15 protein-coding genes and 2 pseudogenes are annotated in these 20569 nt (G+C 43.3%); 13 read left to right on the top strand and 4 right to left on the bottom strand.

The features are described from left to right. Positions 1 to 209: 209 nt before the first annotated feature. The 5 genes from glmS to NXV01_RS19890 all read left to right on the top strand — a co-directional run bounded on the left by glmS (position 210) and on the right by NXV01_RS19890 (position 9704). Positions 210 to 2054, top strand: a complete 1845-nt coding sequence (gene glmS, locus NXV01_RS19910; RefSeq protein WP_148367525.1) for a glutamine--fructose-6-phosphate transaminase (isomerizing) — start codon at positions 210 to 212, stop codon at positions 2052 to 2054. A gap of 125 nt (positions 2055 to 2179) precedes the next feature. Next, positions 2180 to 4063, top strand: a complete 1884-nt coding sequence (locus NXV01_RS19905) for an amidophosphoribosyltransferase (RefSeq protein WP_259023119.1) — start codon at positions 2180 to 2182, stop codon at positions 4061 to 4063. A 27-nt stretch (positions 4064 to 4090) separates the two neighbouring features. Next, positions 4091 to 5239, top strand: coding sequence for a glutamine-hydrolyzing carbamoyl-phosphate synthase small subunit (gene carA, locus NXV01_RS19900; RefSeq protein WP_259023118.1), 1149 nt, complete (start codon positions 4091 to 4093; stop codon positions 5237 to 5239). 9 nt (positions 5240 to 5248) lie between these two features. Continuing rightward, complete coding sequence (gene carB, locus NXV01_RS19895) at positions 5249 to 8476, top strand: carbamoyl-phosphate synthase (glutamine-hydrolyzing) large subunit (protein ID WP_259023117.1); 3228 nt, start codon at positions 5249 to 5251, stop codon at positions 8474 to 8476. 181 nt (positions 8477 to 8657) lie between these two features. Beyond that, positions 8658 to 9704, top strand: coding sequence for a mannose-1-phosphate guanylyltransferase (locus NXV01_RS19890; RefSeq protein ID WP_148367492.1), 1047 nt, complete (start codon positions 8658 to 8660; stop codon positions 9702 to 9704). Positions 9705 to 9707: 3 nt separating this feature from the next. On the opposite strand, the pseudogene NXV01_RS19885 reads toward NXV01_RS19890, so the two are convergent. Next, positions 9708 to 9878, bottom strand: a pseudogene (locus tag NXV01_RS19885) (helix-turn-helix domain-containing protein); the annotation flags it as partial. A gap of 93 nt (positions 9879 to 9971) precedes the next feature. Between NXV01_RS19885 and tnpA the strand changes: the two are divergent. The 3 genes from tnpA to tnpC all read left to right on the top strand — a co-directional run bounded on the left by tnpA (position 9972) and on the right by tnpC (position 12319). Beyond that, positions 9972 to 10304 (top strand): IS66 family insertion sequence element accessory protein TnpA, encoded by a 333-nt coding sequence (gene tnpA / locus NXV01_RS19880; protein ID WP_217723764.1) that lies wholly within the window; start codon positions 9972 to 9974, stop codon positions 10302 to 10304. Next, on the top strand, positions 10288 to 10656 hold the full coding sequence (tnpB, locus tag NXV01_RS19875; protein WP_195650752.1) for an IS66 family insertion sequence element accessory protein TnpB: 369 nt from the start codon (positions 10288 to 10290) through the stop codon (positions 10654 to 10656). The genes tnpA and tnpB overlap by 17 nt, the downstream gene beginning before the upstream one ends. A gap of 73 nt (positions 10657 to 10729) precedes the next feature. Beyond that, positions 10730 to 12319: an IS66 family transposase gene (gene tnpC / locus NXV01_RS19870; RefSeq protein ID WP_259022514.1), complete on the top strand. Its 1590-nt coding sequence runs from the start codon at positions 10730 to 10732 to the stop codon at positions 12317 to 12319. Positions 12320 to 12399: 80 nt separating this feature from the next. Here the strand turns inward: tnpC and NXV01_RS19865 are convergent. Continuing rightward, positions 12400 to 13134 (bottom strand): annotated as a pseudogene (locus NXV01_RS19865) (AraC family transcriptional regulator); the annotation flags it as partial. A 161-nt stretch (positions 13135 to 13295) separates the two neighbouring features. Between NXV01_RS19865 and NXV01_RS19860 the strand changes: the two are divergent. From NXV01_RS19860 to NXV01_RS19840, 5 genes are all read left to right on the top strand, one after another. Continuing rightward, positions 13296 to 14555 carry a TolC family protein gene (locus NXV01_RS19860; protein WP_217722161.1) on the top strand — a complete coding sequence of 420 codons (1260 nt, stop codon included), beginning with the start codon at positions 13296 to 13298 and terminating at the stop codon, positions 14553 to 14555. Between the two features lie 16 nt (positions 14556 to 14571). Further along, complete coding sequence (locus NXV01_RS19855; RefSeq protein WP_148367575.1) at positions 14572 to 15477, top strand: HlyD family secretion protein; 906 nt, start codon at positions 14572 to 14574, stop codon at positions 15475 to 15477. A gap of 24 nt (positions 15478 to 15501) precedes the next feature. Then, on the top strand, positions 15502 to 16971 hold the full coding sequence (locus tag NXV01_RS19850) for an ATP-binding cassette domain-containing protein (protein WP_099146955.1): 1470 nt from the start codon (positions 15502 to 15504) through the stop codon (positions 16969 to 16971). A 2-nt stretch (positions 16972 to 16973) separates the two neighbouring features. Then, a complete protein-coding gene (locus NXV01_RS19845) occupies positions 16974 to 18077 on the top strand; it encodes an ABC transporter permease (RefSeq protein WP_217722159.1) in 1104 nt (367 codons plus the stop codon). A gap of 78 nt (positions 18078 to 18155) precedes the next feature. Next, complete coding sequence (locus NXV01_RS19840; protein ID WP_148367573.1) at positions 18156 to 19271, top strand: ABC transporter permease; 1116 nt, start codon at positions 18156 to 18158, stop codon at positions 19269 to 19271. 120 nt (positions 19272 to 19391) lie between these two features. On the opposite strand, the gene NXV01_RS19835 is transcribed toward NXV01_RS19840, so the two are convergent. Both NXV01_RS19835 and NXV01_RS19830 read right to left on the bottom strand, forming a co-directional pair. Then, the gene (locus NXV01_RS19835; protein ID WP_139164968.1) at positions 19392 to 19820 is read right to left on the bottom strand and encodes an Hsp20/alpha crystallin family protein; all 429 of its coding nucleotides are present in this window, start codon (positions 19818 to 19820) and stop codon (positions 19392 to 19394) included. A gap of 271 nt (positions 19821 to 20091) precedes the next feature. Beyond that, positions 20092 to 20568, bottom strand: coding sequence for a hypothetical protein (locus NXV01_RS19830; protein ID WP_217722157.1), 477 nt, complete (start codon positions 20566 to 20568; stop codon positions 20092 to 20094). Position 20569 lies beyond the last annotated feature (1 nt).

The following is a 20569-nucleotide window of genomic DNA, read 5'->3' as shown; positions in this document are numbered from 1 at the left end:
CAGGAAATTTACTTTTAATTTGTTAGCTTATTTATCCTTATTTGAAACTGATTGTAATTTGTTTCTTTTTGAGCTAAAAATAATATATTATTTAACTTTTTGATGTGTTTGAAACTTTTTTATGCGTTTCTGTCAAATAAATCTGTTTTTTGTTGTCTTTATGTTATTTGTAATGTGTATATTTGCAGGCGAAATAAAAATATCATAATATGTGTGGAATAGTAGGCTATATTGGTAAACGAAAAGCCTACCCTATCCTTATCAAAGGGTTGAAGCGACTGGAGTATCGTGGATATGACAGTGCGGGGGTAGCAATCATTAGTGATGACCAACAGTTAAATGTGTATAAGACGAAAGGGAAAGTCTCCGATCTTGAAAATTTCGTCACACAGAAAGATATTTCCGGTACAATCGGAATTGCCCATACCCGTTGGGCTACTCACGGGGAACCTTGTTCCGCTAACGCCCACCCTCATTACTCTTCTTCCGAAAAGCTCGCTCTCATTCATAACGGTATTATTGAAAACTACGCCGTTCTTAAAGAAAAACTTCAAGCCAAAGGCTATCTTTTTAAAAGTAGTACAGATACCGAAGTCCTCGTTCAATTAATAGAATACATGAAAGTCACTCATCAGGTCAGTCTGTTGACGGCTGTTCAGTTGGCGTTAGGGGAGGTGATTGGTGCTTATGCGATTGCGATTCTTGATAAAGAGCATCCTGATGAGATTATTGCTGCCCGTAAGAGTAGTCCGTTGGTAGTGGGGATTGGAGAGAATGAGTTCTTTCTTGCTTCGGATGCTACTCCGATTGTAGAATATACCGACAAGGTGGTTTATCTGGAAGACGGGGAAATCGCTGTCTTGAATCTGGGGAAGGAGTTGAAGGTGGTCAACTTGAGCAATGTTGAAATGATACCTGAAATAAAGAAGGTGGAACTCAATCTCGGTCAGTTGGAAAAAGGGGGATATCCGCACTTTATGTTGAAAGAGATTTTCGAACAGCCCGATTGTATTCATGATTGTATGCGCGGACGTATCAATGTGGAAGCTGATAATGTGGTACTTTCTGCTGTGATAGATCACCGGGAAAAGCTGCTGAATGCCAAACGGTTTATTATTGTTGCTTGCGGAACTTCCTGGCATGCCGGACTGATCGGTAAGCATCTGATTGAGAGTTTCTGCCGCATACCGGTAGAAGTGGAGTATGCTTCCGAATTCCGCTACCGTGATCCGGTGATTGACGGGCAGGATGTGGTGATAGCAATCTCCCAGAGTGGTGAGACGGCAGATACATTGGCTGCTGTGGAATTGGCGAAAAGCCGCGGGGCATTTATATATGGTATTTGCAATGCGATCGGATCCTCTATTCCCCGTGCCACTCATACCGGTTCGTATATTCATGTGGGTCCGGAAATCGGGGTGGCTTCTACCAAAGCATTTACCGGACAGGTCACTGTCTTGGCGATGCTGGCATTGACACTTGCCAAAACGAAAGGAACCATTGACGAACAGCATTATCTTTCAATCGTACAGGAGTTAAATCATATTCCGGAAAAGATGAAAGAGGTGTTGGAATTGAATGATACTTTGGCGGAGTTATCGAAAACTTTCACTTATGCGCATAATTTTATTTACCTGGGACGCGGATATAGTTATCCCGTAGCTCTGGAAGGTGCATTGAAATTGAAAGAAATATCGTATATTCACGCCGAAGGTTATCCGGCTGCGGAGATGAAACACGGACCGATTGCCTTGATCGATGCGGAAATGCCGGTAGTGGTGATTGCTACGCAGAATGGATTGTATGAGAAAGTAGTAAGTAATATTCAGGAGATCAAGGCACGGAAAGGAAAAGTGATTGCGTTCGTGACGAAAGGAGATACCGTTATCAGCAAAATCGCTGATTGTAGTATCGAACTTCCTGAAACAATCGAATGTCTCGATCCGTTAATAACTACGGTACCTCTCCAACTTCTTGCTTACCACATTGCGGTATGCAAAGGGATGGATGTGGATCAGCCGAGAAATCTGGCGAAGTCGGTAACAGTAGAGTGATGTGATTTACAATTAGACAATTTACGATTTACGATTGAAGAATCAATGATAGATAGTAAATTGTTTGATTGGCAGGTGGTAATTTAAATCGTAAATAGTAAATCGTCAAATTGTAAATAGTATAGATGGAACAATTGAAACATGAATGTGGCGTTGCCATGATACGTTTGCTCAAACCGTTGGAGTATTACGAGAAAAAGTACGGGACATGGATGTACGGTCTTAATAAACTCTACCTGTTGATGGAGAAGCAACATAATCGTGGACAGGAAGGTGCGGGACTGGCATGTGTGAAACTGGAAGCAAATCCGGGCGAAGAATATATGTTTCGTGAACGCGCTTTAGGTTCCGGAGCCATTACGGAAATCTTTGAAAACGTTCAAAACAATTTTAAGGATCTCACTCCCGAACAGTTGCACGATGCAGCGTATGCCAAACGAACTTTACCTTTTGCCGGTGAAGTATATATGGGACATCTTCGTTATTCCACGACGGGAAAATCCGGAATCTCTTATGTGCATCCATTTTTAAGAAGAAATAACTGGCGCGCCAAGAATCTGGCTCTCTGCGGAAATTTCAATATGACGAATGTAGATGAGATATTTGCCCGTATCACTGCCATCGGTCAGCATCCGCGTAAATATGCCGATACATATATTATGTTGGAGCAGGTGGGACACCGTCTTGACCGTGAAGTGGAGCGTGTATTCAATCTTGCTGAAGCCGAGGGGCTTACGGGCATGGGAATCACTCATTATATAGAAGAATATATTGATTTGGCAAACGTGTTGCGTACTTCCAGCCGCGAATGGGATGGGGGATACGTGATCTGCGGATTGACCGGAAGCGGCGAGTCTTTCGCCATCCGCGACCCGTGGGGAATCCGGCCTGCATTCTGGTATCGGGATGATGAGATAGCTGTTCTTGCTTCCGAACGTCCGGTGATCCAGACTGCTTTGAATGTTCCGTTTGAGGAAATCAAAGAATTGCAACCGGGGCAAGCATTGTTAATCAGCAAAGAAGGTAAAATCCGTACTTCGCAAATTAACAAGCCGCGCGAAAATCATGCTTGTTCTTTCGAACGTATCTATTTCTCCCGTGGCAGTGATGTCGATATTTATAAGGAAAGGAAACGGTTGGGTGAAAAGTTGGTTCCGAGAATTTTGAAAGCGATCAATAACGACATCGATCATACGGTTTTCTCTTTTATTCCCAACACTGCGGAGGTTGCTTTCTACGGAATGTTGCAGGGACTGGACGATTACTTGAATGAGGAGAAAGTGCAGCAAATTGCCGCATTGGGGCATCATCCGGATATGGAGGAACTGGAAGTCATTCTTTCCCGTCGTATTCGTAGCGAAAAGGTGGCAATCAAGGACATCAAACTCCGTACGTTCATTGCCGAAGGAAACAGTCGTAATGATTTGGCTGCCCATGTGTATGATATCACATACGGAAGTCTGGTACCCGGTGTCGATAATCTGGTGATTATTGACGACAGCATTGTGCGTGGTACTACGCTGAAGCAAAGTATCATCGGTATTCTCGATCGTCTGGGTCCGAAGAAGATTGTGATAGTATCTTCTTCTCCACAAGTGCGTTACCCTGATTATTACGGTATTGATATGGCAAAGATGAGCGAGTTTATCGCTTTCAGGGCTGCTGTCGAACTGTTAAAGGAGCGGGATATGAAAGATGTGATTGCGGCTGCCTACCGTAAATCGAAAGATCAGGTGGGACTGCCGAAAGAGCAGATGGTAAACTATGTGAAGGATATCTATGCTCCGTTCACCGATGAGGAAATCTCTGCCAAGATGGTGGAACTGCTGACGCCCAAGGGGACAAAAGCGAAAGTGGAAATCGTCTATCAACCGCTGGAAGGACTGCACGAGGCTTGTCCGCATCATAAGGGCGACTGGTATTTTAGTGGCAATTACCCTACCCCGGGAGGGGTGAAAATGGTGAACCGGGCATTCATCGACTACATAGAACAAATGTATCAATTCTAACAACCATACAACGATTCAATAATAAGAATGAGAAATGTGACATTAATCCTTGACGACGGGAGCCGGTTTTCCGGTAAGTCGTTTGGCTACGAGAAGCCGGTGGCAGGCGAAGTAGTTTTTAATACTGCCATGATCGGATATCCGGAGAGCCTTACTGATCCTTCCTATGCCGGACAGTTGATGACGCTTACCTATCCTTTGGTAGGCAATTACGGTGTTCCTCCTTTTACCATCGAACCGAATGGACTTGCCACTTTCATGGAAAGTGAGAAAATCCATGCGGAAGCGATTATCGTAAGTGACTATTCTTATGAATACAGCCATTGGAACGCAGTGGAAAGTCTCGGCGACTGGCTGAAACGCGAGCAAATTCCCGGCATCACAGGCATCGATACGCGCGAGCTGACTAAGGTTCTTCGTGAACATGGAGTAATGATGGGGAAAATCGTTTTCGATGATGAGCCGGATAATGTGCCTGAAGCAGCATACGCAGGCGTCAATTATGTAGATCGTGTATCTTGCAAAGAGATTATTTGCTATCTTCCTGCCGGAACTTCACAAACTTTCTCCATAAATAGCTCCTATGCGCAGCTTAATTCTCAATTCTCAACTTTCAATTCTCAATTTAAGAAGGTTATCCTGGTAGATTGCGGTGTAAAGACAAATATTATTCGTTGTCTGCTGAAACGTGGTGTGGAAGTAATCCGTGTGCCTTGGGATTATGATTACAACGGACTCGAATTTGACGGATTATTTATCTCCAACGGACCGGGCGACCCGGATACTTGTGATGCTGCGGTGCAGAATATTCGCAAGGCGATGGCAAACGAGAAATTGCCTATTTTCGGTATCTGTATGGGAAACCAGTTGCTTTCAAAAGCAGGCGGAGCCAAAATTTATAAATTGAAATATGGACATCGTAGCCATAACCAGCCGGTGCGTATGGTAGGTACGGAGCGTTGTTTTATTACTTCACAAAACCACGGTTATGCTGTAGATAATAATACGTTGAGTGCAGACTGGGAGCCGTTGTTCATCAATATGAACGATGGATCCAATGAGGGAATCAAACATAAAAAGAATCCTTGGTTTTCTGCACAATTCCATCCGGAAGCGGCGAGCGGACCTACAGATACGGAATTCCTGTTCGATGAATTTGTAAACCTGCTAAAATAACCGACAATCATGAAAGAAAATATAAAGAAAGTATTGCTGTTGGGTTCCGGTGCCCTGAAAATCGGTGAGGCCGGTGAGTTCGACTATTCCGGTTCGCAGGCACTCAAAGCCTTGAAAGAAGAAGGTATTGAAACCATTCTTATTAATCCCAATATTGCTACGGTACAGACATCTGAAGGAGTGGCGGATCAGATTTACTTCCTTCCGGTGACTCCATATTTCGTAGAGAAAGTGATTCAAAAAGAAAAGCCGGAAGGTATCATGCTGGCATTCGGTGGACAGACGGCTTTAAATTGTGGAGTGGCTTTATATAAGGAAGGCATCCTTGAAAAATATAATGTAAAGGTGCTCGGCACTCCGGTACAAGCTATTATGGATACCGAAGATCGTGAACTTTTCGTTCAGAAATTAAATGAAATCAATGTAAAGACCATTAAGAGTGAGGCCGTAGAAAATGCGGAAGATGCTCGTCGTGCAGCGAAAGAGCTGGGTTATCCGGTAATTGTTCGTGCGGCTTATGCATTGGGTGGCTTGGGTTCCGGTTTTTGTGATAATGAAGAACAACTGGATCTTCTTGTAGAAAAAGCATTCTCTTTCTCTCCGCAGGTATTGGTGGAAAAATCACTGCGTGGTTGGAAAGAAGTGGAATATGAAGTGGTGCGTGACCGCTTTGACAACTGTATCACCGTTTGTAATATGGAGAACTTCGATCCGCTGGGTATTCATACCGGTGAATCTATTGTTATTGCTCCGTCTCAAACGCTTACGAATAAAGAATACCATAAACTTCGCGAGTTGGCCATACGTATCATCCGCCATGTTGGTATTGTGGGTGAATGTAATGTACAATATGCCTTCGATCCCGAATCCGAAGATTATCGGGTTATTGAAGTGAACGCCCGTCTTTCCCGTTCTTCCGCTTTGGCATCCAAAGCAACCGGTTATCCGCTGGCTTTCGTTGCTGCCAAATTGGGATTGGGTTATGGACTCTTTGACCTGAAGAACTCTGTAACCAAGACTACTTCCGCTTTCTTCGAACCGGCATTGGATTATGTCGTATGTAAGATTCCTCGTTGGGATTTGGGTAAATTCCATGGGGTTGATAAAGAATTGGGTTCTTCCATGAAATCTGTTGGTGAAGTAATGGCTATCGGACGCACTTTTGAAGAAGCGATTCAGAAAGGTCTTCGTATGATCGGACAGGGAATGCATGGTTTTGTAGAAAACAAGGAATTGGTTATTCCGGATATTGACAGGGCATTACGTGAACCGACTGACAAACGTGTTTTTGTCATTTCGAAAGCGTTTCGTGCCGGATATACCATCGACCAGGTGCATGAACTGACGAAGATTGATAAATGGTTCCTCCAGAAGTTGATGAATATCATGAACACTTCCGAAGAGTTGCATAGTTGGGGAAATAACCACAAACAGATTGCCGATTTGCCGGACGAATTGCTTCGTAAAGCTAAAGTTCAGGGTTTTTCTGATTTCCAGATTGCCCGTGCCATCGGTTACGAAGGTGATATGGAAGATGGAATTCTTTATATTCGCAATTATCGTAAGAGTGTGGGGATCCTTCCGGTAGTGAAACAGATCGATACGTTGGCAGCCGAATATCCGGCACAAACCAATTATCTGTACCTTACTTATAGCGGTGTAGCAAATGACGTACATTATCTGGGCGACCATAAATCCATCGTCGTACTGGGTTCCGGTGCTTATCGTATCGGTTCTTCCGTAGAATTCGACTGGTGTGGCGTACAGGCTTTGAATACCATTCGCAAAGAGGGATGGCGCAGTGTCATGATTAACTATAATCCTGAAACCGTATCTACGGACTACGATATGTGCGATCGTTTGTACTTCGACGAATTGACCTTCGAGCGTGTGATGGATATTCTGGAACTGGAGAATCCGCATGGCGTGATTGTATCTACCGGTGGTCAGATTCCGAACAACCTTGCTTTACGTCTGGATGCACAGAATATCCATATTCTTGGTACAAGTGCCAAGAGTATTGACAATGCCGAGGACCGTGAGAAGTTCTCTGCCATGCTCGACCGTATCGGTGTGGATCAGCCTCGTTGGCGTGAGTTGACTTCTATGGATGACATTCAGGAGTTTGTTGAAGAAGTCGGTTTTCCCGTACTTGTTCGTCCGTCTTACGTGCTTTCGGGTGCTGCAATGAATGTTTGTTCTAATCAGGAAGAATTGGAACGTTTCTTGAAACTGGCAGCCAATGTATCGAAGAAACATCCGGTGGTAGTAAGCCAGTTTATCGAACACGCCAAGGAAGTGGAAATGGATGCGGTGGCGCAGAATGGAGAAATCGTGGCATACGCTATTAGTGAACATATCGAATTTGCGGGAGTACACTCCGGTGACGCAACGATTCAGTTTCCGCCACAGAAGTTATATGTAGAAACTGTTCGCCGTATTAAGCGTATCAGTCGTGAGATTGCCAAGGCTTTGAATATCTCCGGTCCGTTTAATATTCAATATCTGGCGAAAGACAATGATATCAAGGTGATTGAATGTAATCTGCGTGCCAGCCGTTCTTTCCCGTTTGTCAGCAAGGTGTTGAAGATCAACTTTATCGAACTGGCAACGAAAGTAATGCTCGGTCTGCCTGTGGAGAAACCGGAAAAGAATCTCTTCGAACTGGATTATGTAGGAATCAAGGCTTCCCAGTTCTCCTTTAACCGCTTGCAGAAAGCCGATCCGGTATTGGGGGTAGATATGGCTTCTACCGGTGAAGTGGGCTGTATCGGTATGGATACTTCCTGTGCCGTACTCAAAGCAATGCTTTCTGTGGGCTATCGTATTCCGAAGAAGAATATCCTGCTGTCTACGGGAACAATGAAACAGAAAGCTGATATGATGGATGCGGCCCGTATGTTGGTGAATAAGGGATACAAACTCTTTGCAACGGGTGGTACACACAAAACGCTTGCAGAGAATGGAATCGAGAGTACTCATGTCTATTGGCCGAGTGAGGAGGGGCATCCGCAGGCATTGGAAATGCTTCATCGCAAGGAAATCGATATGGTAGTCAATATCCCGAAGAATCTGACAGCTGGAGAATTAAGTAATGGGTATAAAATCCGTCGTGCTGCCATTGACTTGAATATACCGTTGATTACAAATGCCCGTCTGGCTAGTGCATTTATCAATGCCTTCTGTACGATGAGTGTGGATGATATAGCTATCAAGAGCTGGGTAGAGTATAAGTAAGGGAATCAGTTGTTATGTAATAACTGGAAGAAGCCGTTTCTATATTTTTAGGAGGCGGCTTTTTTAGTTGTATCATTTAAACGTAAATAGAATTTGGCTACTTTCTCTCATTTTCCTTGTAGAATTAGACATTTTGGAGTAAATTGCGCAATTATTTAAAAAAAACAGGAGAATAACAGGTATGGATAATCATGTTGTAATAATGGCTGGTGGCATAGGGAGCCGCTTCTGGCCGATGAGCACTCCGGAATGTCCTAAACAATTTATTGATGTAATGGGATGTGGCCGGTCGCTGATTCAGTTGACGGCAGATCGTTTCGACGGTGTTTGCCCTAAAGAAAATATGTGGGTCGTAACTTCTGAAAAATACATTGATATTGTTCGGGAGCAGTTGCCGGAAATTCCGGAAAGTAATATTTTGGCGGAGCCTTGTGCGCGCAATACTGCACCCTGCATTGCTTTTGCTTGTTGGAAGATCAAGAAAAAACATCCGAATGCTAACATTGTAGTAACTCCTTCGGATGCATTAGTCATTGATACGGGAGAATTCCGTAGAGTGATGGAGAAAGCCCTTCGTTTCACAGATGATGGCAGCGCCATTGTAACGATAGGTATCCGGCCAACTCGTCCGGAAACCGGATACGGATATATTGCTGCTGCCGATCAGCTCCAGACAGATAAAGAGATTTACACCGTAGATGCATTTAAGGAAAAACCGGATAAAGAGACTGCCGAAAAGTATCTGGCAGAAGGCAATTTCTTCTGGAATGCGGGAATCTTTGTATGGAATGTGCGTACTATTACTTCCGTGCTGCGTGTATATGCTCCGGGCATCGCACAAATTTTCGATCGCATTTTCCCCGATTTCTATACAGAGAAAGAAAATGAAACGATCAAGAAGTTATTCCCTACTTGCGAAAGCATTTCTATCGACTATGCAGTGATGGAGAAAGCACAGGAGATTTATGTACTTCCCGCTTCTTTTGGCTGGTCAGATCTGGGTACATGGGGAGCACTTCGCGGTTTGCTTCCACAGGATAAGTCTGGAAATGCAACCGTAGGAACCGATATCCGTTTGTATGAAAGTAAAAATTGTATTGTGCATGCCAGCGAAGAAAAACGAGTAGTCATTCAAGGCTTGGATGGATATATCATTGCAGAGAAAGATAACACATTATTGATCTGCAAGCTGGAAGAAGAGCAAAGAATTAAGGAATTCTCGAAATAAATTTTATTTCGAGAATTGATATTCATGTGGTGTCATTCCTGTCATTCGCTTAAAGAACTTCGAGAAAAAAGAAGGATTAGGGAAGTTCAATTCATCAGAAATTTGATAAACAAGCAGATTGCTATGTTTTAGCAATACTTTAGCTTCTAATATAATGGACTGGTTTATCCAGTCGTAAGCATCCGATAAAGTACCCGTTTTCTCTGTCATATTTTCATAGCACCTTTGCCTGTGCAATATTGCATGAACTTCTAACATATTTTCATTATGACAAAAGAACAATTTACCTCTTTACAGGAACTGCATCGTTTAAGCGGTCTGAGTCTTCTGAAATTTCTGCAACGTGAACATGTCAGTTACTCCACGTACAATTATTGGAAACGTAAATCTTCCAGTGTTCCTGATCACGAGACATCTGCTCCCCAATCAGTCTTAGCCCCCATCAGCCTGACGTCCCCCTGTATTGCTTCCTCCTCTTCTGTTTCCGGAATGACCCTGTTGTTTCCTAATGGCGTCCGTGCCCATTTGGGTGCCGGTATGGAAGAGGCCGCTTCCCGTTTGATTAACCAATACGCCTGTTGCCATGTTCTGCCTGAATGATACGATGCGGTATTTTCTCTGCCCCGGCAGGACTGATATGCGCAAGGGTATCAGTTCTCTCTGCGGTGTGGTACACGAGCGTATGGGCTGCAGTGTCAGGAACGGTGATGTATTCATCTTCATTGGCAGCAGCCGTAAATTGATGAAGCTTCTCCATGCCGAGGATGGCGGTCTGGTGATGTATGTCAAGCGCCTTGAAGCCGGTCATTTCAAGATTCCCGAATATGACGAGAAATCGTGCAGCTATCCGATGGAATGGCGCGATCTTGTCATTATGGTGGAAGGAATCCGTGAATCTCCCGGGCAGCGTTTGAGACGTCTGAGGGCGGAACGAAATGTATATACTGTATAAAAATAGATGTCGTATTCCTTGTCTGTCCGGGATATATTTTGTACATTTATAGTGTAATTAAAAGAAACGGATTATGACTCAGGAAGAGATGCTTTCACAGATGAACTCAATGCTGCAGTCCCTGCAGCAGGTGAACGCATCCCAGGCTGAGACCATTATCAGGCTTACCCGGCAGAATGAATCCTTACAGAACCGTCTCAATGAGCTGACGGCTCAAGTCGCATGGCTGAACCGCCAGCTTTTCGGTCACAAGTCAGAGAAACTCCCGTCTCTTGATTCCAACCAGCCTGACCTGTTCGGTGACTTTCTTCCTGATAACGCGGCTGAACTGGAAAAAGCGCGTGAAGTAGCGGTGCAGACAATCACAAAAGAAACGGTGGAGAGCAAGAAACGGGAACGGAATAACCGCAGGATAATGGAAGGTCTTCCCGTACTTGAAAGGGTAATCATCGAGCCGGAAGACATTGACCTGGAACTGTACAGGAAGATTGGTGAGGAAGTGACCCGTGTGGTGGAACATAAGCCCGGACAACTTTATATAAAGGAGATTGTACGGCCCAAATATGCCCTTAAAGACAACACTTCACTTCCACCGGTCGGCAGAAAAGGAGTGGAGATAGCCGCCATGCCGCTGTTGCCTATATACAAAGGAATAGCGGGACCTACACTTTTGGCGGAGATACTCCTGCAGAAATATGAGTATCATCTTCCCTTCTACCGCCAGGTGAAACAGTTGCATCACCTGGGCTTCAAAGCTAGTGAAAGTACCATAGACGGATGGTTCAAGCCTGCGGTTGAACTTCTCAAGCCACTTTACGAGGTACTCAGGCAGGAAATCATGAAATCCGACTACATACAGGGGGATGAAACGACCGTACCTGTACTGGACAAGGCAGGACATCAGACCAACAAGGAATACTTGTGGATGGTCAGGGCGGTAGTCGAACGACTGGTGCTTTTCCATTATGACAAAGGATCACGGTCAGGTACGGTGATAGGGCAACTGGCTAAAGACTTCAAGGGTTATTTCCAATGTGACGGCTTTGAGGGTTACGAATCGGCTTTCAAGGTCAACCCGAATGTGCGCCTTGTTAACTGCATGGCTCATATACGCAGGTATTTTGAGCAGGCACTTGCTGAAAACAGGCAGATGGCGGAACATGCCTTAAAAGAAATACAGCTTCTATATCGCATAGAACATGACTGTGACCAGAAGCAGCTTACAGAAAATGAACGAATGGGAAAACGTCAGGAACTTGCCGGACCTATTATGGATGCCTTGAAGCTATGGATGGAAACAGAAGGGATAAAATACAGCCCAAACAGCCTGACCGGAAAGGCGATAACCTATGCCTATACCCGCTGGGAGAATATGATGAGGTATCTGCAGGATGGACGTATCCATATTGATAACAATCTGGCGGAAAATGCCATCCGACCAATCACATTGGGTAGAAAGAACTACTTGTTCTGTGGAGACCATCAGGCGGCCGTCAGCATGAGTGTCGTCTGTTCGTTACTGGCTACGTGCAAAGCGCATAAAGTAAATCCGCGCACTTATCTGAATGACGTTATAGCAAGAATACCATATATGCAGAAGGCAAATTATGAGGAACTGTTACAAATGTTGCCACACAAATGGAAGGAAAAGAATAAAGAATGATGGAGATACAACGATAGATGGCTGCTTACCAGGAAAGGAGATACAGCCATTTTTTTATAGTGTACTTTATCGGATGCTTACATCCAGTCCATTACTGTTTGTTGACTGGTTTGGCGGATGATAGTGTTAAGATAGCGGGGAGTGAGACATAGCTTATCCGCATAAAAACTAACATTACGTTCTCTCTTGCTATAAGCATTGACTAAAGAAATGAAACGCTGGAAAATCTCTTCCTGATGTGTCTGGCAGCTCTGTTCTTTTTGATTGCTGTTTTTGACAAGATATTCTATATTGCACAGAATACTGATCAGTAGATATTGAATAGCTTCCCGTCGGAATGTCGGTTCTTGTAATATATTCCATATTAAAGCAAAGTAACTCTTAAACAAGTCGTACTCATGTGAGGTCAGAGATAATATGAGGTTTTTCTGTAACTGTGAAAGATGAGTGAAGAAATTGTCTTTTCCGGCTATAGAAAGAAATTCTGCGTCCATGGCTACCATCTGCATATCAAAATCCGGAGAGACTTCTATAATCTGAAGAATGGAATTCGGAACAATTAATAGTAGCTTGTCCCGCTGAAAGGTTTCTTCTATCAGGTTGATTAATACGCGTGCATATCCCTGTTTGATGACTGCGATGCGTCCTTCTTTGATACGATAAGGCTGGCCCAGTATGATAAGATTGGATTCTAATTGGGCGAAGCTATTTACGAATCCAAAATGCGGAGATATGTAACGGAATTCGTTATGTCGGACGACATCCGGATTTTCTAAGATTTCGAGACCTATATTCAATGGTATTTTCTTTTCCATCTCTATCTGTTTTTTCCGTCAAAGATAATAAAAATCAGCAAATAGCCTTTTATTCTTTCTCTTTATCGAACTATTGGGATATTTTTACTAACTATCGGAATGTGAATGTATCTTTGAAATCTCTATCTTTGTCTTTTGAAGAAATTAAAGAAATGATGTGTATGAAAAGAATGTTTTTCAGTTTCTCCTTTTTATTGTTTGTATCGGGAATAAATGCGCAGATAACGTTGGAAGAATGTCAACGGAAGACGCAGGAAAATTATCCGTTGGTACATCAGTATGGTCTGGTGGAGAAAACAAAGGAATATAATCTTGAGAATGCGGCAAAAGGATATTTGCCACAGTTTGCCCTTTCGGCTAAAGCTTCTTATCAGAGTGAGGTAACAGAAATTCCGGTGAAGCTCCCCGGAGTGGATTTGAAAGGACTGCCGAAAGATCAGTATCAGGTGATGTTGGAGTTACAACAGAAAATCTGGGATGGCGGAGGAATCCGGATGCAGAAGAAACAAACGACTGCGGAAGCGGAGATAGAGAAAGAAAAGCTGAATGTGGATATGTATGCGCTGAATAGTCGTGTAAATGACCTTTATTTTGGAATTCTTTTGTTGGATGAGCAGTTGATACAGAATGCATTGTTGCAAGATGAACTGGAGAGAAATTATCGCCAGATTGCTGCCTACGTAGAAAATGGCATTGCCAATCAGGCCGATTTGGATGCTGTGAAAGTGGAACAGCTGAACACAAAGCAGAAAAGAGTAGAACTGGTTTCATCGCGTATGGCATATTTGAAGATGCTTTCACTTCTGGTAGGAGAGAAGTTGCCACAGGAAACGGTTTTGGAGAAACCTGTTCCTCAAGATGAGGTTTCGGCTGTCAGTGAGATTCGTCGCCCGGAATTGTCTTTGTTTAATGCGCAAGGAGTCGGATTACAAGTACAGGAGAAAGCTTTGAATGTGCGTCATCTTCCACAGTTCGGATTGTTTGTGCAGGGAGCTTATGGAAACCCCGGATTGAATATGCTGAAAAATGAATTTTCTCCTTACTATATTGCGGGTGTTCGCCTTTCATGGAATTTCGGTAGTTTGTACACCTTGAAGAATGACCGGAAGGTAATTGAAAATAAACGCCGGCAATTGGATAATAACCGGGATGTATTTCTTTTTAATACAAGATTGGAGATGACACAACAGGATCAGGCTATCCAATCATTGGAAAAGCAAATGCAGGATGATGATGAGATTATCCGTTTGCGTACCAATATTCGCAAATCGGCAGAAGCCAAAGTGGCGAATGGAACATTGACGGTGACCGAGATGCTTCGGGAATTGACCAATGAGAGTTTGGCACGTCAGTCGAAAGCGTTGCATGAAATTCAACGGTTAATGGGAATTTATCAATTGAAATATACTACGAATGATTAATATAACTTCTTTAGATATGGAACGAATGACAAAAATAGGAATGGTTGGAGTGGCATTGATAATGTTGGCTGCTTGTGGTAAGGGAATACCCAGCTATGATGCAACCGGTACGTTTGAAGCCACGGAAGTGATAGTCTCTGCCGAAGCTGCCGGAAAGTTGTTGCGACTGGAGGTAGAAGAGGGGACAAGGCTGAAAGCAGGTGAGGAGATTGGACTGGTGGATACGGTGCAATTGTATTTGAAGAAATTACAACTGGAGGCCAGTATGAAATCTGTGGAAAGCCAACGTCCGGATCTTGCTAAACAGATAGCTGCTACCAAACAGCAAATAGTAACAGCTGAACGTGAAAAGAAACGCGTGGAAAACCTGCTTGCTGCTGGAGCGGCGAATCAGAAACAGTTGGACGACTGGGATGCACAAGTCAAATTGCTTGAAAGGCAGCTTGTCGCACAGGAATCATCATTGCAGAATAGTACAAATAGCCTGATAGAACAAGGAAATTCGGTTGCCATACAGGTTGCACAGATGGAGGATCAGTTAGCTAAATGTCATGTCCAGTCGCCTATCGAAGGTACAGTATTGGCAAAATATGCAGAAGCCGGTGAATTGGCGGCGATAGGCAAACCTTTGTTTAAAGTGGCTGAAGTGGATCGCATGTATTTGAGGGCTTACATTACCTCCGAACAGTTGTCGCAAGTGAAATTGGGAGATGAGGTAACTGTGTATGCTGATTATGGAAACTCGGAGCAGAAAGCTTATCCGGGGGTAGTGACATGGATTTCCGACCGTTCGGAGTTCACTCCCAAAACGATTTTGACGAAAAATGAACGTGCTAATCTGGTATATGCAGTGAAAATTGCCGTGAAGAATGACGGAGCATTGAAGATTGGTATGTACGGAGGAGTGACATTGAAAAATTAATGATTAAAAATTAAACGCAAGGAGATGGAAAAGGGAGAACCCATAGTGGTTGTGAAAGAAGTCGGCAAGAACTATGGAAAGGTGGAGGCGCTGAAAGAAGTTTCTTTCGTTGTGGAACGGGGAGAAATCTTTGGCCTGATAGGGCCTGACGGTGCCGGTAAGAGTACCTTATTCCGTATTCTGACTACTTTGTTGCTGGCGGATAAAGGAACGGCCATGGTTACCGGGCTGGATGTGGTAGCGGATTATAAACAGATTCGTACGAAAGTGGGATATATGCCCGGTCGTTTTTCACTTTACCAGGATCTTTCTGTAGAAGAGAATCTGGAGTTTTTTGCTACCGTGTTCCATACGACAGTTCAGGAGAATTATGATTTAATTAAAGATATCTATCAGCAGATAGAACCGTTCAGGAAAAGAAGGGCAGGAGCTTTGTCAGGTGGTATGAAGCAGAAACTGGCATTGAGCTGCGCTTTGATTCATAAACCGGATATTTTATTTCTGGATGAACCCACTACCGGAGTGGATCCTGTGTCACGTAAGGAATTTTGGCAAATGCTCCGAAATTTGCGTGAACAGGGTATTACCATTGTCGTTTCTACTCCCATTATGGATGAGGCTCGGCAATGTGACCGGATTGCTTTCATCAATCATGGACAGATTCATGGCATTGATACTCCCGAACGTATTCTTCATCAATTTGCGTCTATCCTTTGCCCTCCTTCCTTGGAGCGGGAGGAAGTGAAGCATGAAGTAGCTCCGGTCATTGAAGTGAAGCAGTTGACAAAGTGTTTTGGAGATTTTACCGCAGTAGATCATATCTCCTTTCAGGTGAACCGGGGCGAGATATTTGGCTTTCTGGGTGCTAATGGAGCAGGAAAGACGACAGCTATGCGTATGCTTTGCGGATTAAGTAAACCGACATCAGGCATCGGAAAGGTGGCAGGATATGACATTTACCGGGAGGCCGAACAAGTAAAGAAAAATATCGGCTATATGAGCCAAAAGTTTTCGCTATATGAAGATCTGAAAGTGTGGGAGAATATCCGTCTGTTTGCCGGAATTTATGGCATGAAGGAACAGGAGATAGAACGGAAGACAGAAGAATTGTTGGATCGTTTGGAGCTTACAGCCGAACGGGATACTCTGGTGAAGAGCCTTCCGGTGGGATGGAAACAGAAATTGGCTTTTTCAGTATCAATATTCCATGAACCGAGAATCGTTTTTCTGGATGAGCCGACCGGCGGAGTAGACCCTGCTACGAGAAGGCAGTTCTGGGAATTGATCTATCAGGCAGCCGATCAGGGTATTACCGTATTTGTCACTACCCATTATATGGATGAAGCGGAATATTGCAACCGGATATCTATCATGGTAGACGGTCAGATAAAAGCACTTGATACACCTGCCCGTCTGAAACAACAATTCGGTGCGGAAACGATGGATGACGTTTTTCAGAAATTAGCCCGCGGTGCGGTGCGCAAAGCAGATTGATTATGAGACAGTTTATAGCTTTTATAAAGAAAGAGTTTTATCATATTTTCCGTGACCGGCGAACGATGCTGATTTTGTTGGGGATGCCGGTCGTGCAAATTATTCTATTCGGTTTTGCTATCACTACGGAAGTGAAAAATGTTCGGTTGGCGGTACTCGATCCTTCTAATGATGTGGTAACGCGAAAAATAATTGATCGTTTGGATGCCAGTGAATACTTCACCGTTACTGCACGTTTTCATTCGCCCCGGGAAATGGAAGCTGCTTTCTTGAAGAATGAAATTGATATGGCGATTGTCTTTAGCGAACGGTTTGCGGATGATCTCTATACGGGTGATGCTCGTGTACAGCTGATAGTAGATGCAACAGATCCTAATATGTCGACTTCGCAAGTTAATTATGCGACAGGAATCGTTTCTATGGTAGGCCAGGAGATGATTCCTCCGAATATGTCGGCTGCCCGCCTGACTCCTGATATCAAATTGCTCTACAACCCGCAGATGAAGAGTGCTTATAACTTTGTTCCGGGAGTGATGGGCTTGATTCTGATGCTGATTTGCGCCATGATGACCTCGATTTCCATTGTTCGTGAGAAAGAAACAGGCACGATGGAAGTATTATTGGTTTCACCTGTGAAGCCGCTATTTATTATTTTGGCAAAGGCTGTACCTTATTTTGTGCTGTCGTTCGTCAATCTGATAACGATCCTTTTGCTTTCGGTCTTTGTGTTGGATGTTCCGGTGGTAGGAAGTTTGTTCTGGTTAATCACGGTATCTTTGCTGTTTATCTTCGTATCCTTGGCATTGGGCTTATTGATTTCATCAGTCACACGTACACAGGTTGCCGCCATGCTGGTTTCCGGATTGATGCTGATGATGCCCACGATGCTTCTATCGGGTATGATTTTCCCTATAGAGAGTATGCCGGTGATACTTCAATGGATTTCGGATATACTTCCAGCACGTTGGTATATACAGGCTGTGCGTAAACTGATGATTGAAGGAGTACCAGTTGCATTGGTGTATAAAGAGATTGGTATCTTGTTATTGATGGCGGCGGTACTTATTACGATCAGTATCAAGAAATTTAAGTATAGATTGGAATAATATGTCGATATGCCAATTGATTGTATGAATATTATACAAGTGTGCTAATGGGCAGATTGATAAATGGAAGAATTATTTATGATAAAGTTCCTGATAGAAAAAGAGTTTAAACAATTGCTTCGCAATTCGTTTCTTCCGAAATTGATTCTTGTATTTCCATGCATGATTATGCTGCTGATGCCTTGGGCGGTAAATCTGGAAATCAAGAATATACAGCTGAATATTGTGGATAATGACCATTCGGCTGTTTCACAACGTTTAGTCAATAAGATTGCCGCCTCTACCTATTTCCGTCTGGTGGAAGTGCCGGCTTCGTATGAAGAAGGCCTACGGAATATTGAAATTGGAACGGCGGATATTGTGATGGAAATTCCGAGGCATCTGGAACGGGATTGGATGAATGGAGAAGATGCCCACATACTGATAGCAGCCAATGCCGTGAATGGAACAAAAGGAGGGCTGGGGAGTTCGTATCTATCTTCTATTGTTAATGATTATGCAGCCGAACTGCGTTCTGAATATCCTGCAACTGCTACAGTCTCCGGTGCTTTCCCTTCGATAGGCATTGATACGCAAGGGGTGTTTAATCCGAATCTGAATTATAAACTCTATATGATTCCGGCATTGATGGTCATGTTATTGACTTTGATTTGTGGCTTCTTGCCTGCATTGAATATAGTTAGTGAGAAGGAAGTAGGAACAATCGAGCAGATTAATGTGACTCCGGTTTCGAAATTTGTCTTTATTTTGGCAAAGCTCTTGCCTTACTGGTTGATTGGTTTTGTCGTGCTGACTGTATGTTTCATATTAGCTTGGTTAATTTATGGCATAGTGCCAGTCGGTCATTTTCTATTGATTTACTTTTTCGCAGTTCTTTTCGTTTTGGTAATGTCCGGTTTCGGACTTGTTATTTCCAACTACTCGGCAACGATGCAACAATCTATGTTTGTTATGTGGTTCTGTTTGTTGGTTGTAATTTTGATGAGTGGTTTGTTTACTCCTATTAGCAGTATGCCGGAATGGGCTCAAATAATTACCAGGCTCAATCCTTTGAGGTATTTTATGGAAGTGATGCGAATGGTGTATTTGAAGGGGAGTGGTTTCTTTGATTTACTGCCGCAGTTTGGAGTATTGTTGTTTTTTGCAGTAGTGTTTAATAGTTGGGCAGTGATTAGTTATCGGAAGAATAACTAAGGGCGATAAGGAGGCGTTGTCTGCAATAATAATATAAAAACAGCTCGTTTCCCTTTCAGGGAAAGAGCTGTTTTATTACTTCTCATCACCGTTTCCGGTGAACAGCAAGTGGTTACCGTATTACTTTATTTCGATTTGCCGATTTGGCTTCTTCACTTCTTCTTCAGAGAGTTTAGGAAGTTCGATGTTTAAAACGCCATGTTCTACGGATGCAGCAATTTTTTCTTTGTCCACATTGTCCGGTAGAATCATTGTTTGCTGGAACTTAGAGTATGAGAATTCGCGACGCAGATAGCGACCGTCTTTCTTTTCCTCCTTGTTTTCAGTCTTCTTCTCCATGCTGATAACGAGGTTGTTGTCTTCATCAATGCGAACATTGAAATCATCCTTCGTCATACCAGGAGCAGCCAATTCCACTTTGTATTCTTTTTCTGTTTCCAAAACATTAATTGCAGGTGCAGTAGCATTTGCTTTTACCATCCAATCGTTATCAAAGAAATCATTAAAGATACTTGGTAACCAACCTTGAGTTCTTCTAACAGGCATCATAATTTTAGTCTCCTATCTTTAAGTTAAACATTCAATTAATAAATCTTGAACTTCGGCGTTTTCACTTCCGATGGTATCGGTTATCCCGCCTTCCATCGTCCGCTCTCGAACCGTTGTTCGCTTCTATAAATGCAAACCTTATGCCAAGAGATTTTGGAGACTAAAATTGTCTATTTGTCATTGTAATAGTGCCAAATTTGCAATACAGGTGACAAAATGTATTCTGTTTTTATTTATTTTATATAAGATAGATATTAATTTGATAACCTGTTTACTTCTTCTCGATCAGTTTGAATCTTATTCTTAGTGTTTGCCTTTCTTCGTCATAATCATGACTAATGATTTTGAAGGTACCCACTTCAGAAGTATTGGATACATGCAATCCGATGCAGGCGCAGGTATCATAATCTCCAATGCGGACAATGCGAAGAGTTTCGCTTGCATCGGCAGGTAGTTTACTTAAATCTACGATGTCTTTGGCCTGTTCATGAGTCATAAACTCAACAGTCACAGGTAGGTTCTGACTGATTACCTCGTTCACTCTATCTTCAATAGACTGGATTTGTTCCGCTGTCGGACATGACGAAAGTATATAGTCACATTTGCTCTTTTTCCTTTCGATGTGTGCATTGCGAGAACGTGGGCAGCCAAAGGTTTTCACCATGGTTGCATTGAGTAAATGCTCTGCTGTATGCATAGGAGGGTATTCCTGCTTGTTGTGATCGTTGAGCTGAATTTGCTGTTGCATA

Source organism: Bacteroides sp. BFG-606, from assembly GCF_024788145.1.
Classification (GTDB): Bacteria; Bacteroidota; Bacteroidia; order Bacteroidales; family Bacteroidaceae; genus Bacteroides; species Bacteroides vicugnae.
This window is presented reverse-complemented; position numbering and strand designations above follow the sequence as displayed.

What these genes read in the sequence shown, in the direction of transcription:
- NXV01_RS19840 (WP_148367573.1), top strand. Translation starts at nt 18,156, where the DNA reads ATGATAAAGTTCCTGATAGAAAAAGAGTTTAAACAATTGCTTCGCAAT.
- NXV01_RS19855 (WP_148367575.1), top strand. Translation starts at nt 14,572, where the DNA reads ATGGAACGAATGACAAAAATAGGAATGGTTGGAGTGGCATTGATAATG.
- tnpA (WP_217723764.1), top strand. Translation starts at nt 9,972, where the DNA reads ATGACAAAAGAACAATTTACCTCTTTACAGGAACTGCATCGTTTAAGC.
- glmS (WP_148367525.1), top strand. Translation starts at nt 210, where the DNA reads ATGTGTGGAATAGTAGGCTATATTGGTAAACGAAAAGCCTACCCTATC.
- tnpC (WP_259022514.1), top strand. Translation starts at nt 10,730, where the DNA reads ATGACTCAGGAAGAGATGCTTTCACAGATGAACTCAATGCTGCAGTCC.
- NXV01_RS19905 (WP_259023119.1), top strand. Translation starts at nt 2,180, where the DNA reads ATGGAACAATTGAAACATGAATGTGGCGTTGCCATGATACGTTTGCTC.
- NXV01_RS19835 (WP_139164968.1), bottom strand. Translation starts at nt 19,820, where the DNA reads ATGATGCCTGTTAGAAGAACTCAAGGTTGGTTACCAAGTATCTTTAAT.
- carB (WP_259023117.1), top strand. Translation starts at nt 5,249, where the DNA reads ATGAAAGAAAATATAAAGAAAGTATTGCTGTTGGGTTCCGGTGCCCTG.
- tnpB (WP_195650752.1), top strand. Translation starts at nt 10,288, where the DNA reads ATGTTCTGCCTGAATGATACGATGCGGTATTTTCTCTGCCCCGGCAGG.
- NXV01_RS19890 (WP_148367492.1), top strand. Translation starts at nt 8,658, where the DNA reads ATGGATAATCATGTTGTAATAATGGCTGGTGGCATAGGGAGCCGCTTC.
- NXV01_RS19860 (WP_217722161.1), top strand. Translation starts at nt 13,296, where the DNA reads ATGAAAAGAATGTTTTTCAGTTTCTCCTTTTTATTGTTTGTATCGGGA.
- carA (WP_259023118.1), top strand. Translation starts at nt 4,091, where the DNA reads ATGAGAAATGTGACATTAATCCTTGACGACGGGAGCCGGTTTTCCGGT.
- NXV01_RS19850 (WP_099146955.1), top strand. Translation starts at nt 15,502, where the DNA reads ATGGAAAAGGGAGAACCCATAGTGGTTGTGAAAGAAGTCGGCAAGAAC.
- NXV01_RS19845 (WP_217722159.1), top strand. Translation starts at nt 16,974, where the DNA reads ATGAGACAGTTTATAGCTTTTATAAAGAAAGAGTTTTATCATATTTTC.
- NXV01_RS19830 (WP_217722157.1), bottom strand. Translation starts at nt 20,568, where the DNA reads ATGCAACAGCAAATTCAGCTCAACGATCACAACAAGCAGGAATACCCT.